A 12491-nucleotide genomic window follows, 5' to 3' on the forward strand; every position below is an offset into this window, starting at 1 on the left:
CCGGAGCCCGCTGCGGCCGCGCCGAAACCGGCTCCCGCACCGGCACCTGCACCCGCCAAGGCTCCGGCCCCGGCTCCCGTTCCGGCCAAGGCCCCCGTGGCCACCGCCACCGCGGATTCCTCCGGTAACGGCGCGACCCCGTACGTCACCCCGCTGGTCAGGAAACTGGCCGAGGAGAACGGCGTCGACCTTGGTGCGCTCAGTGGTTCCGGCGTCGGCGGACGCATCCGCAAGCAGGATGTCATCGCCGCCGCCGAGGCCAAGAAGGCCCCGGAGCCCGCCCCGGCTCCGGCCGCCGCACCCGCGGCGAAGGCTCCCGCCGCCGCTGCCGCGCCGTCGCCCAAGTTGGCGCATCTGCGCGGCACCGTGCAGAAGGCCAGCCGCATCCGGCAGATCACGGCCACCAAGACCAGGGAATCGCTGCAAACCACCGCGCAGCTCACCCAGGTGCACGAGGCCGACGTCACCAAGATCGCGTCGCTGCGCAGCCAGGCCAAGGCCGGTTTCAAGAGCCGCGAGGGCGTCAACCTGACGTTCCTGCCGTTCTTCGCCAAGGCCGTGGTCGAGGCGCTCGGGGTGCACCCGAACGTCAACGCCAGCTACGACGAGGCGAGCAAGGAGATCACCTACCACGCGTCGGTGCACCTCGGCATCGCCGTGGACACCGAGCAGGGTCTGCTCTCCCCGGTGATCCACAACGCCAGTGACCTGTCGCTGGCCGGCTTGGCGCGTGCCATCGCCGATATCGCCGACCGGGCCCGCAACGGCGGACTCAAGCCGGACGAGTTGGCCGGCGGCACCTTCACCGTCACCAATATCGGCAGCCAGGGCGCGCTGTTCGACACCCCGATCCTGCTCCCGCCGCAGGTGGGCATGCTCGGGACCGGCGCGATCGTCAAGCGCCCGGTGGTCGTGACCGACGAGACCGGCAACGAATCCATCGGCGTCCGGTCGATGTGCTACCTGCCGCTCACCTACGATCACCGCCTCATCGACGGTGCGGATGCCGGTCGCTTCCTGACCACCATCCGGCATCGACTCGAGGAAGCGGCGTTCGAAGCGGATCTCGGCCTGTAGTTCGGGAAGGTCGTCTGTCACCCATGAAAGTCGTGATCGCCGGTTCATCCGGGCTGATCGGGACGGCGCTCGTCGCGGCACTGCGCCGCGACGGGCACGAGGTGGCTCGTCTGGTGCGTCGCCGCGCCGCCGCACCCGACGAATTCGTGTGGGATCCCGCCCGTGCCGAACTGGACGGGCGGGCCCTGCGCGACGCCGACGCCGTCGTCAACCTCTGCGGCGCGAGCATCGGCCGCCGTCGCTGGAACGGCCACTACAAACAGGAACTGCGCGACAGCCGCATCACCCCGACCGACGTCCTCGCCGACAAGGTCGCCGACGCGGGCGTGCCCGTCCTGGTCAACGCCAGCGGCGTGCACTATTACGGCGGCGACACCGGCGACCGCGTCGTCGACGAGACCTCCCCCGCCGGAACGAGTTTCCTCGCCACGCTATGCCGCGACTGGGAAGCCGCGACCAAACCCGCCGTCGCCGCGGGCGTGCGCACGGTGCTGTTGCGCAGTGCCGTCGTGCTGTCCAGGAACGGCGGGATGCTCGACGCCCTGCGCCCGCTGTATTCCCTCGGCCTGGGCGGCCGACTGGGCAGCGGACGCCAGTACGCGCCGTGGATCTCCCTCGACGACGAGATCGGCGCCATCGTCTTCGCCCTCACCAACGAGTCCGTCAGCGGCCCCGTCAATTCGGTCGGCCCGGCCCCGGTCACCAACGCCGAATTCAACCGTGCCCTCGGCAAGGCCCTGCACCGCCCGACCCCGCTCGTGGTACCCGCCTTCGCGCTGCGCGCCGTCGTCGGCGAATTCGCCGACGAGGCCGTGCTCAGCGGCCCGCGCGCCATCCCGACGGCGCTGGAGGAAGCCGGATACACCTTCCGTCACCCGACCATCGGCGCGGCGCTCGCGTCGGTGATCGGCCGCGGCGGAGACGACCGGTGACCGACGACGATCCCCACGTGATCAGGGATGCCGGGCACGCGGATCTGCCCGCCATCCTCGTCATCCACAACGCGAATATCGCCACCTCCACCGCGATCTGGGATATCGACCAGGTCGAGATCGAGGAACGCGAGAACTGGTTCGGGGATCGCCGCGCGGCGGGGATGCCGGTTCTGGTCGCCGAGGTCGACGGCGAAGTCGCCGGTTACGCCAGCTACGGCCAGTGGCGCCCCAAGGTCGGATACCGCTTCTCCGTGGAGAATTCGGTGTACATCGATGAGCGGTTCCACCGGCGCGGCCTCGCCACCGCGCTGCTCGCCGAATTGATCTCCCGCGCGTCGTCCTCCGGGCGCGTGCACGCGATGATCGCGGCCATCGAATCGAGTAACGAGCCGTCGGTCGTCCTGCACGAACGCTTCGGTTTCGTCATCGTCGGCCGGTTGCCCGAGGTGGGATACAAATTCGATCGCTGGATGGATCTCACCCTGATGCAATTGACCCTGCCCGTGGACCCTCGCTAGATCCCGCCTCCGGGGCTACTCCCCATCGGGGCTGTCCGCGCGGGGTGTCGGGCCGCGGCTGGCACCCTCGCGGACAGGTTGCGATCATGATCCTCATGGCTACCCGAGGACTACCCGAACTGGATGTGGCCCGCGCGCAACGCTGGGCCGCGAACCAGGTCCCCGAGCACGTGCGCGACGAGATCCGCGTCGAATGCGATGTCGCCGCACGTCATCTGACGATCTGCGAATGCAGGCCGCCCTGGCGCGAGGATTTCGGCCCGGAATGGACACGGTTCCCGATCGCACGGCTGCACTTCACCAAGACCACCGGCCTGTGGACGCTGTACTGGCGCGACCGGAACCTGAAATTCCACCGCTACCGCTACCTGGAACCCAGCCCCCACATCCACGACCTGCTCGAATATCTCGACCAACGATCCGACCCGATCTTCTGGGGTTGATCACCGCCGCGCGCACCCGCAACCCTGTGGCATTACCCACACCACGTCCATTCCGCCGTCGATCCGCCTGGGCGTAACGTCAACGGGGTGAACGACACGCGCACCGTGCGGTCCGCTCGATTCGATACCACCCCGATCGTGATCGAGGACCTCGGACTCATCGACTACCACTCGGCCTGGGATCTACAGCGCGAATACGCCGCCGAACGCGCCGACGGCATCGGAGCGGACCACCTCCTGCTCCTGGAGCACCCGTCGGTCTACACCGCGGGCCGCCGCACCGAGACCGAGGACCTGCCGATCGACGGCAGTCCGGTCGTCGAGGTCGACCGCGGCGGCAAGATCACCTGGCACGGCCCCGGCCAGCTCGTCGGCTACCCGATCGTGCGCCTGGCCGCACCGGTCGACGTCGTCGCCTACGTGCGCCGCCTGGAAGAAGCGCTGATCTCGGTCGTCACCGGCTTCGGCATCACCTGCGGCCGCATCGAAGGCCGCTCCGGCGTGTGGCTGCCCGCCACCGACCTGCTGGCCGAACGCAAGATCGCCGCGATCGGCGTGCGCGTGCAACGCGGCGTCGCCCTGCACGGCATCTCCCTGAACTGCAATTCCGCCATGGACGGCTTCCAGGCGATCGTCCCCTGCGGCATTCGAGACGCGGGCGTCACGACCCTGACCCGCGAACTCGGTCGCGAGGTCACCGTCGCGGAGGTCAAGCCGCTGGTCGCCGACGCCATCGCGCGCGCGTTGAACGGCGAACTGCCGGTGACCGCCCACGACATCGCGCGCGTCGCCCCTGCCGCACCGGGCACAACGTCCCCGTCGGCGACCGACACCGAAAGCGTAAGGTCGACCCTGTGACCTCAGCCGACGCCCCCGCTGGCCGCAAACTCCTGCGGATCGAAGCGCGCAACGCGGAGACCCCTATCGAGCGCAAGCCCAAGTGGATCCGCACCCGCGCCACCATGGGCCCCGAGTACACCGAACTCAAGGGCCTGGTCAAGCGCGAGGGCCTGCACACCGTGTGCGAGGAAGCGGGCTGCCCCAATATCTTCGAATGCTGGGAAGACCGCGAGGCCACCTTCCTCATCGGCGGCGAACAGTGCACCCGCCGCTGCGACTTCTGCCAGATCGACACCGGCAAACCCGCCGCCCTCGATCGCGACGAACCCCGCCGCGTCGCCGAGAGCGTCCAGGCCATGGGCCTGCGCTACTCCACCATCACCGGCGTCGCCCGCGACGACCTGGACGACGGCGGCGCCTGGCTCTACGCCGAAACCGTCCGCGCCATCAAGGGTTTGAACCCGAACACCGGCGTGGAACTGCTCATCCCCGACTTCAACGCCGACCCCGACCAACTCGCCGAGGTCTTCTCCTCACGCCCGGAAGTGTTGGCGCACAACCTCGAAACCGTGCCGCGCATCTTCAAGCGCATCCGTCCCGCGTTCCGCTACGAACGGTCGCTCGCGGTGCTCACCGCCGCGCGCGAGGCCGGACTGGTCACCAAATCCAACCTCATCCTCGGCATGGGCGAGACACCGGAAGAGGTCACCCAGGCGATGCGCGACCTGCACGAAGCAGGCTGCGACATCCTCACCATCACCCAGTACCTGCGGCCCTCGCCCCGTCATCATCCGGTGGACCGGTGGGTGAAACCGGAAGAGTTCGTCGAGCATTCGAAGATGGCCGAGGATATCGGTTACGCCGGGGTGATGGCCGGGCCACTGGTTCGCTCCTCGTACCGTGCGGGTCGCTTGTACGCACAGGCGATGGCCCACCACGGTCGCGAAATCCCTTCGGCCATGGCCCATCTCGCCCAGGAAGGCAGCGCCTCGCAGGAAGCCAGCTCGGTACTGGCCCGCTTCGGCAGCTGATTCCGGCTCAACACAGACCGTTCTCGAACCAAGAGACAGTCTTAGTAAGATCCGATCTCAGTTTCGGCCGGACACCCGGCGACTGCCGCTGACGCCTGATTCCGGGCGAAGACACAGCGCCCGTTGTTCATAGCCGGTGCGATTCCTGAGATGGATGCGAGTGCGACCGCCGCACGCGGCGTGGCGGCCGAACCCTTGAAAGAGACCGATACCTACGAAACTCCGTCGAAGCTGCCGGTCACCATCAGAGTGAGCAGATGCAACGGAATCTCCTGATTCGGCACGACCGAAAGTCGATACCGGCCACGGTTGAGCCGGTCGCACAGCACGACCGCCCCGGGCACACTGCCCATGGCTGCCTTGTCGGCATTACATGCCCACTCGGCGTCGTAGCCGGAGTAGTGGCGGACGTGGGTCTCGGCTTGGGCAGAACCAGCTCCGATACCGCCTACGAGAGCAGCGGCGGCACCTGCGACGAGGACGGACGCGGTGATTCGGGTGAGCTTGGACATGGGTCTCCAGATGGTCGGTCCAGCGGCACGGTGCCGATGGATGGATCGGATCTTTCGTTGAGCAGCACGCTGGTCGGATACGACCTATGGCGGGGCGGCAGATACACGCGAGCAACCGCGGTATGCCTCGGCGGACTACCGTAGTGCGACTTCCGCCCCACCCGAGAACATCGAATCGTGCAGTTCCAGCACCGCGGGCACCGTACCCGCCGGCACATCGAACACGATGGTCACCGCGATCGAGTTTCCCGGGTTGATCGCCGTCGACATATGGTCGTTGACGTTGATTTCGGCTCTGGTGTCGTTCTCGAATTTGCGTCCCTGGTCATCGATCAGCGTCTGATTGCTGCCGAAGTAGGTCTGCGGCTTGTCACCGATATTGGTGACGCCGACGTGCACGAGGATGTACTGCCCCTGTGCCGTCGACCGCAGATACGGATTGTCCCCGACGACGCCGACCGGCTCGTCGACCCGGGTGACCACGAATTCGAATTTGCCGTCCCGAACCGCCGAGCCGGCCGGAGCATAGTCCGGCGCGGCGGGTGTAACTCCCGGATTCGGGGCGGAGTCCAGGGTGACGGTGGCGGTGGATTTGTCGTCCGAATTGTTCGCGGCCACACCGACGAGGCCGAAACATCCACCGCAGGCGAGGATCGAACCACCGATCAGGATCCACGGCCACACCGGGGTTTTGCGCTTCGGCGGCTGCGGTGGCTGGGTGGAATGGAACGGATAGGGCTGGGGTGGTGGGTTATAGGTCATGGCTGATCTGTCTCCGTAAGGTTCGAGCGCCACCCGCGATGACGGGGCGGCGTGGCGAAAGTCCCGCGATTCGGCGGTTGCCGTAGCGCCGGGTGCTGCGCATCCTGTCGAGCGGGCGCGTCAAATCAGCGCCGGTGCCACGGGCAGTAGGCGGCGATCGCGGCGTGAAGGAAGATGTACGGGTATCGCACCGCGCTACTGGAACTTTCGGCCAGATGAATGCGATTGCGGGCCGAGTTGCCATAGGTGTCGAGGTAGCCGCATTGACTGTGCGCGAGTCTGATGGCGGCGTCCTGGACGCTGTAGCTCTCGTCGTCGTAGTGGCTTTCCCGCAGGAACTGGCGGTCGGCGGCACTACGCTGCGGTCCGGAACTGCTGCCCGCGGATCCGGAACTACTACCGGCCGATCCGGATCCGATCGGTGCGGCGGTGGCGATCTGGGTGCCGCCGGACAGGAGTGCGACGCCGATGGCCAGTGTCGTGATGGTGTGCGCGTATCCACGCATGGTGAGACCTCGAATCTTGCTGGGAGTATGAGATTTCCGCACAGATGACGGGTTCTCGGTCATCGGTTGGACGGCTCGCTTCCGGGTTTGAATGCCTGACTGGTGAGGTGCCACCCGGTGCAGGACGGGCACAGGTATGTCCGCTGCTCACGCCGCCGAGGGTCGCTGCGGTCGATCCCGGACAGCACCATTTCGGCGGATTCCGAGTCGAGGTAGCGGACCTTTCCGGTGACACACGAATCCCCACGCGGTAGCGGCGGCAACTCGCGCAGGTCGTCGCCGTCGCGGAACCGGAACGGCCGGTGATCGCGCGCACCGAGTCGACGGCGGCCGATCTGCTGTTCACGTCGACGACGCATAGCGAAACCTCCTGTGAAGCAAGGCGATGGGATTCGATCGAACGATCCGCAACGGATCGGCTGATGCTTCGCAACATTAGAGTACTGACGAAAACATTGTCAATCATTAATTTCACGATTGACTTCGATGGAGCTTCAGTGAAGCTGACGAATACGAGAGAGCGCATGTCCGATGCCACCCCGCTGGTCACCGCCGCGGAGATCTCGCTACGCACTGGGGACCGGAAGATCTCGTCCGCGCTTGGCGACGATGAGAAGCCGAATGCGGCACCACTCACGACACGCAGAACACTGGTAAATGCTGGACTTCACTGGAACCTCTGCGTACGTTGCCCGCATGACGGATTCAGCGGTCGAGCTGGAGGACCGGATCGCCGGACTACGTGCGGATGTTCGGCGGGCGGCCTCGGCGGGCGATCGTGCCACGGCGCGACAGTTGCGGGCGGAGTTACGGCGGGTGGAGAACCTGTGGGAGACAGCGGTGCTCGGTGAGACACCCGTGGTGCGTACCGAGGAGGCGGAGGTGGAGGACACGTCGGGGACGTTCGGTGGTGACGGCGCTCCCGTGGTCGCGGTCCGCGATCATGTGCATCGCGCCCTGACGCTCCTGTCGGCCCCCGCGTCGCCGAAGGTGGTGATGGCGGTCCACGAGGGCTTCTTCTCCGGCCAACTCGTGGCAGCGCGCCTGACCAGCCTGCGCCGCGACGAGGAACGTTCCTTCCGCGCCGCGCCCTTCGCGCGCCCCTTCTACATCTGCGCCGCACTCACCACCGATCTCATCGCACCGGCCCGTGGTTTGCTGGCCGTGAGCACTTGGTCACTGCCTCGCCGTATGATCGGGCCGCTCAGTCCGCGCGTGGATTTGCTGACCGCGGTGATCAGGTTGTCCGAGCACATGATCGACCAGGGTTCGACAGGTCCCGCGGCGCAGCGGGTGCTGTGGCGGCTCGCGGTGTCGGTGCCGGGAGTGGCGGGGTCGCCGGATTCGCTGGATCCGGCGGCGGTGTCGGAGGCGGCGCGGCGCGAGCTCGCGGTGCACGTCGACGACGACACCGGTCATCGCGAGCAGGCGGCGCAACGGGTTACGCGTCAGCTCGACGACGCGGCTGGGCAACTGTTCGGTGTTCGGCTGCGTGCGGCCGGACGGCGCGGAAACGAGTTGTGATGAACGATCTTTCGGCCCGATTGGACCGGTTGCGCGATGATGCCCCGACGTGTCGGCACAATGCCCGCACGATCGCGGCGCTGACCACCAACCCGGGCTGTGTGCGCCGTGCCCTATTGGACGCGGCGGCGGTGGACAAGGCCGAAATCGCGCGTGAGCTGGGGCATCCGCCGCAGTTCGGTCAGTCGCAGTTCGCCATCACCCGTGGCAACACCTTCGAGGCGATGGTGAAGGCCAACGGATGCGCGGAATTGCTCGCGTTGCTGCGCGAGAAGTTGGGGCTGTCGATTCCCGAGGTCGGCTACGTCGATCTGAACACGGTGGGCGACAACGCGGGGAACGCCGTGCGGCACCAGCGCACGCGCCAACTGCTGGGCCGGGCGATCCGCGACAACGACGCCACCCTGTTCGATCACCCGCTGTTGCGTCTCGATATCGCCGGCGCTCCGGCGTATCTGGAGCCCGACGTGGTGGCGGTGCAGCTGGACGGCCTGTTCCATGTCATCGAGATCAAATCCTTCCCGGTCATCGACGAGCAGGCCGATCCGACCCAGGTCGCGGTCGCGGCGAAACAGTCGGCGGTCTATGTGCTCGCGCTGCGCCAGCTGTTCGAGGATCTGGGCGAGGACCCGGAGCTGGTGTCGCACCGGGCGATTCTGGTGTGCGCGCGGGATTTCACGAACCGCCCGACCGCCGCGCTCGTGGATCTGCGCAAACAGCTGGCGGTGGTCTCGCGGCAGCTGTCACGGCTGACCTCGATCGAACAGCTACTCGAATTACTGCCGCCCGGAGCGAGTTTCGCACCGGGTCCCGATCTGGCCGACACCATCGCCGCGATCCCGGCACGGTATGCCCCGGACTGCATGTCCCACTGCGACATGGCGTTCGCGTGCCGGTCCGAAGCGCGCTCGTCGGGTTCGGTCGACGCACTGGGCCGCGGTGTCTGCGACGACCTGGGCGGTATCGACAGTGTCGAGACCGCGCTCGGCCTCGCCGACGGCTCCTTCACCCCCGGCCCCGAACACGCGGATATCGCGGGGGTGCTGCGCGCCGCCCACCGCCTGCAACTGGAGATCGCCGGATGAGTGTGCTGACCGCGCTGGCCCGGGTGCGGGCCGCGCACACCGGTCGCGCCGAGCCGCTGGCCACGGTCCGGCACTATCACCTCTCGCAACGCCCGTTCGTGCTCATCCCCCTGCGTCTGGCCGGTGAAGCCGCGGCACCGTTGGCGGTGATGTTCGGCACCGACCGCGACGAGCCGACCGTGCTGATCGTGCCGCAGCCCCGCGACCGGGTGCTGCGGCTCCGTTTCATCGAAGCCCTGGCCGGGCAGATACTGCCGCATGTGGCCGCGTACCTGGACGCGGCGGAGAACATCACCGACAAATCCGGCGAGGTGATCGGCCGCCGCTGTCTCGACGCCGCCCAACTCTGGGTGCCCAATACCGGTGGCGTGGATTTCCTTCGGCTGCTGGGACGTTCGGTGCGGTACCACAGGGTCGACGGACCGAATCCGATCCCCGCCGAGGTGCCGCTGCTCGGCCGTTGGCTGACCTGGTTCGCCGAACGGGCCGAACGTCCCGGCTCCGCGGTCCTGCTGCCGATGACCTCGGTGCTCGCGATGCACTGGGCCACCGGGCAATCCGCGCTCGAGGACGCCAATCTCGCCTCACTGCTCGGTTGGATCGCCCCGCCGCCCGGGATGTCGGGCGCCCAGGCCGCCGCACTCGCCGAGGATCCCCTGCTGAGCCCGCCCGCCGGACCCGCGACCGACCCCGGATTCGACAACGAAGAACTGGCTCCGCTGGTCAACGCTTACGACAACGCGATCGAGGATATCGACGGCACCGCCAAAACCGTGGCGGCCCAACGCCTCGAACTGGCATTGCGCGGCCAACTCGAACCGACATGGCAACTGATGTGGCGTGGCATCGAGTTGCTGTCCGCACTCCCCGAGGCCGCCAACGTACCGACCCGCTGGCAGCGTGACCGAGGTTCGTTCACCTATTTCGCCGACACCATCGACGACGGGGTCGCCCAGGCTCGCCGCGACGCCGCCGTCTCCGCGGTGCGCAGGTTGCTGGATCGAGAGGCAGCGGCCGAGGCCTTCCAGGCCCAGCGCGCCTACGACGACCCGCGCGTGATGGCCGAACATCGACTCTCCGGCACCGCGTTTCGCGGCACCGTCACCGAATGCGATCCGAACCGATGCGACACCTCCGGCAAACGAGCCCTGCTGCGCCCGATGCTCGAGGTCAAATCCGACGACCCCTTCATCCCGACCCCCGGTGAGACCCTGCACAGCACCGAACGGCCGAACCAGAAGGCGAAGGTGCTCGGTTTCGACAGCGGCACACTGACTCTGGAACTCTCCGGCGGAATGGGCAACGGTCGCACCGCGAAACCCGGCAGCATCCCCGAGGTGGGCGACTCGATCGGTTTCACCCGCTTCCCGCTCAACAATTCCAGCGGCAAACTGGCCCTGCCCGAACCAGAGGAGACCCCGTGGACCCACGGCGGTCCCCCGCCGGAGTTCGACCCCGACCACGCCGAGGAGCAGTGGTGACGAAAACCGCCGACGAGGTCACCGCGGATATCCTCGCCGACCTGGAGAATCCCACGCACCGCGCGATCGTGGTCGACTCCCCGCCCGGCGCGGGCAAATCCACCCTGGTCGTGCGCGCCGCCCGTCAACTGGCCTCCGAAGGCACGCAACGCATGATCGTCGCGCAGACCAACGAACAGGTCGACGACCTCATCGACCGCCTCGCCCAGGCCGATCCGGCGCTGCTCATCGGCCGCCTCTCGGCCACCACCTACGTCACCTCCGACCGCGTCGCGGCCCACCCCAACGTCACGGTGTTCTCCCGTGCCGCCGATCTCGCCGACCGTGCGATAGTCATCGGCACCGCCGCGAAATGGGCCACCATCGACGACGGCACCTGGGAGTGGGCCATCATCGACGAGGCCTATCAGATGCGCTCGGATATGTTGCTGCGCATCGCGAATCGCTTCCAGCACGGACTGTTCGTCGGGGATCCGGGCCAGCTCGACCCGTTCGCCACCGTCGAGGTGGACCGGTGGAAGGGTTTGTCGTGGGACCCGACCATGAGCGCGGTCAGTGTCATGCTCGCCAACAATCCCGGCATCCCCATCCATCGCCTTCCGGTTTCCTGGCGGCTGCCCGCCTCGGCCGCTCCCGTCGTGTCGGCCGCCTTCTACCCGTTCACCGGCTTCCGCGCGGGTACCGAACCCGGCACGCGGAGAATGGAATTCACGACCTCGGGCATGCTCGGACCGTTGGACGACGCCCTCGACGAGGCCGCCCGGTCCGGGTGGGCCTGGTACGAACTGCCCGCCCGCCACACCCTGCGCACCGATGCCGAAGCGGTCGCGGCGCTGGCCGCGCTCACCAACCGGCTCCTTGCCCGTGGTGCGCTCGCCCACTCCGAGCAGGGGACCCGCCCTGTCACCACTGACCGCGTCGCCATCGGCACGGCCCACCGCGACCAAGCCGAGGCCCTGCGCACCGCGCTGCGCGACACGCCCGCCGCCGCCGTCACCGTCGACACCGCGAATCGGCTCCAGGGCCGCGAATACGACGTCACCTTCGTTCTGCACCCCCTGTCGGGCCGACGTGACGCGGGAGCGTTCCACCTCGAGGCAGGACGTCTCTGCGTCCTCACGTCCCGGCACCGGCACGCGTGCGTGGTGGTGGGACGCGCCGGGATTCCGGAACTACTCGACGCCCATCCCTCCGGTGAACCTGTCCACCTCGGGGTCGAGGTGAAGTTTCCCGATGGCTGGGAAGCGAATCAGGCGCTGCTCACGCATCTTTCACGGCACCGAGTGGTCGCCGACGCCGCGTATTCGGATGACCAGGTGGTCTTCCACACCTGATCCGCTCCGCCTCTCGAATCGGCCGGAGTATCCGATCACCTCGATGTGAGTCCACCTCCGGCGCCGCGTGCGGCGGTCGTGGCAGGTGACCCGACCGACTTCCCGCGTAGCCGCCGCCGTCCGGGGTACATCACCGACAGGACTCCGAGTTCGACCGAACCCCTGACCCGCTCGACAACCGATGCGACGTCGAGGGGAGAGTGAGGATCATTGAACGACAGGGCAATCGGCCTGCTACACCTCGGCGTGACCGACCGGCTACTCGATGACCAGAACATGATCGAACACCTGGCCCGAGACAGCGGCTACCAGCTGGTCCGCATCCTCACCATCGACCACGACACCTACATGCCCGTCACCCTCATGATCAGCACCGCGGCCCGATCACACGCGACGGTGATCGTCGCCCCCGACATCGACCACTTGGGCGTCGGCTACAAAGC

The 12491-nt window shown here is 67.5% G+C and carries 15 protein-coding genes; 11 read left to right on the forward strand and 4 right to left on the reverse strand.

Annotated features, from left to right (window positions below; translation table 11 throughout):
* The 6 genes from sucB to lipA form a co-directional block, all read left to right on the forward strand.
* Nucleotides 1-1077, forward strand: a 1077-nt coding sequence (gene sucB / locus JZ792_RS38905; RefSeq protein ID WP_216917902.1) for a 2-oxoglutarate dehydrogenase, E2 component, dihydrolipoamide succinyltransferase, incomplete at its 5' end; no start/stop codon positions are given.
* Between the two features lie 23 nt (nt 1078-1100).
* Nucleotides 1101-2009: a TIGR01777 family oxidoreductase gene (locus JZ792_RS38910; protein ID WP_216917903.1), complete on the forward strand. Its 909-nt coding sequence runs from the start codon at nt 1101-1103 to the stop codon at nt 2007-2009.
* A complete protein-coding gene (locus JZ792_RS38915; protein ID WP_308165623.1) occupies nt 2006-2530 on the forward strand; it encodes a GNAT family N-acetyltransferase in 525 nt (174 codons plus the stop codon). Before JZ792_RS38910 ends, JZ792_RS38915 begins: the two co-directional genes overlap by 4 nt.
* A 95-nt stretch (nt 2531-2625) precedes the next feature.
* On the forward strand, nt 2626-2973 hold the full coding sequence (locus JZ792_RS38920; RefSeq protein ID WP_216917904.1) for a DUF3024 domain-containing protein: 348 nt from the start codon (nt 2626-2628) through the stop codon (nt 2971-2973).
* Nucleotides 2974-3060: 87 nt separating this feature from the next.
* The gene (gene lipB, locus JZ792_RS38925) at nt 3061-3831 is read left to right on the forward strand and encodes a lipoyl(octanoyl) transferase LipB (protein ID WP_216917905.1); all 771 of its coding nucleotides are present in this window, start codon (nt 3061-3063) and stop codon (nt 3829-3831) included.
* Nucleotides 3828-4844 (forward strand): lipoyl synthase, encoded by a 1017-nt coding sequence (gene lipA / locus JZ792_RS38930; RefSeq protein WP_216917906.1) that lies wholly within the window; start codon nt 3828-3830, stop codon nt 4842-4844. Before lipB ends, lipA begins: the two co-directional genes overlap by 4 nt.
* 212 nt (nt 4845-5056) lie before the next feature.
* Here the strand turns inward: lipA and JZ792_RS38935 are convergent, their stop codons facing one another.
* The 4 genes from JZ792_RS38935 to JZ792_RS38950 form a co-directional block, all read right to left on the reverse strand.
* A complete protein-coding gene (locus JZ792_RS38935) occupies nt 5057-5356 on the reverse strand; it encodes a hypothetical protein (protein WP_216917907.1) in 300 nt (99 codons plus the stop codon).
* Nucleotides 5357-5491: 135 nt separating this feature from the next.
* Complete coding sequence (locus JZ792_RS38940) at nt 5492-6118, reverse strand: DUF4352 domain-containing protein (RefSeq protein WP_216917908.1); 627 nt, start codon at nt 6116-6118, stop codon at nt 5492-5494.
* Nucleotides 6119-6243: 125 nt separating this feature from the next.
* On the reverse strand, nt 6244-6624 hold the full coding sequence (locus JZ792_RS38945) for a DUF732 domain-containing protein (protein WP_216917909.1): 381 nt from the start codon (nt 6622-6624) through the stop codon (nt 6244-6246).
* 59 nt (nt 6625-6683) lie between these two features.
* Nucleotides 6684-6983, reverse strand: a complete 300-nt coding sequence (locus JZ792_RS38950) for a hypothetical protein (protein WP_216917910.1) — start codon at nt 6981-6983, stop codon at nt 6684-6686.
* Nucleotides 6984-7320: 337 nt separating this feature from the next.
* Between JZ792_RS38950 and JZ792_RS38955 the strand changes: the two genes are divergently transcribed.
* From JZ792_RS38955 to JZ792_RS38975, 5 genes are all read left to right on the forward strand, one after another.
* Nucleotides 7321-8148 (forward strand): hypothetical protein, encoded by an 828-nt coding sequence (locus JZ792_RS38955; RefSeq protein ID WP_216917911.1) that lies wholly within the window; start codon nt 7321-7323, stop codon nt 8146-8148.
* Nucleotides 8148-9233: a hypothetical protein gene (locus JZ792_RS38960; RefSeq protein ID WP_216917912.1), complete on the forward strand. Its 1086-nt coding sequence runs from the start codon at nt 8148-8150 to the stop codon at nt 9231-9233. The genes JZ792_RS38955 and JZ792_RS38960 overlap by 1 nt, the downstream gene beginning before the upstream one ends.
* Entirely contained in the window at nt 9230-10714 is a 1485-nt protein-coding gene (locus tag JZ792_RS38965) for a hypothetical protein (protein ID WP_216917913.1), read from the forward strand. The genes JZ792_RS38960 and JZ792_RS38965 overlap by 4 nt, the downstream gene beginning before the upstream one ends.
* Nucleotides 10711-12048, forward strand: coding sequence for an AAA domain-containing protein (locus tag JZ792_RS38970; protein WP_216917914.1), 1338 nt, complete (start codon nt 10711-10713; stop codon nt 12046-12048). The genes JZ792_RS38965 and JZ792_RS38970 overlap by 4 nt, the downstream gene beginning before the upstream one ends.
* Nucleotides 12049-12258: 210 nt before the next feature.
* The coding region (locus JZ792_RS38975) for a hypothetical protein (protein WP_216917915.1) at nt 12259-12491 on the forward strand (233 nt) is incomplete at its 3' end.

Origin of the sequence: Nocardia noduli (genome assembly GCF_019038455.1) — a bacterium.
In the GTDB taxonomy this organism is placed as follows: domain Bacteria; phylum Actinomycetota; class Actinomycetes; order Mycobacteriales; family Mycobacteriaceae; genus Nocardia; species Nocardia noduli.

Coding starts and splice junctions, on each gene's coding strand:
- JZ792_RS38910 (WP_216917903.1), top strand. CDS start 1,101: ATGAAAGTCGTGATCGCCGGTTCATCCGGGCTGATCGGGACGGCGCTC.
- JZ792_RS38920 (WP_216917904.1), top strand. CDS start 2,626: ATGGCTACCCGAGGACTACCCGAACTGGATGTGGCCCGCGCGCAACGC.
- JZ792_RS38935 (WP_216917907.1), bottom strand. CDS start 5,356: ATGTCCAAGCTCACCCGAATCACCGCGTCCGTCCTCGTCGCAGGTGCC.
- JZ792_RS38940 (WP_216917908.1), bottom strand. CDS start 6,118: ATGACCTATAACCCACCACCCCAGCCCTATCCGTTCCATTCCACCCAG.
- JZ792_RS38945 (WP_216917909.1), bottom strand. CDS start 6,624: ATGCGTGGATACGCGCACACCATCACGACACTGGCCATCGGCGTCGCA.
- JZ792_RS38950 (WP_216917910.1), bottom strand. CDS start 6,983: ATGCGTCGTCGACGTGAACAGCAGATCGGCCGCCGTCGACTCGGTGCG.
- JZ792_RS38955 (WP_216917911.1), top strand. CDS start 7,321: ATGACGGATTCAGCGGTCGAGCTGGAGGACCGGATCGCCGGACTACGT.
- JZ792_RS38960 (WP_216917912.1), top strand. CDS start 8,148: ATGAACGATCTTTCGGCCCGATTGGACCGGTTGCGCGATGATGCCCCG.
- JZ792_RS38965 (WP_216917913.1), top strand. CDS start 9,230: ATGAGTGTGCTGACCGCGCTGGCCCGGGTGCGGGCCGCGCACACCGGT.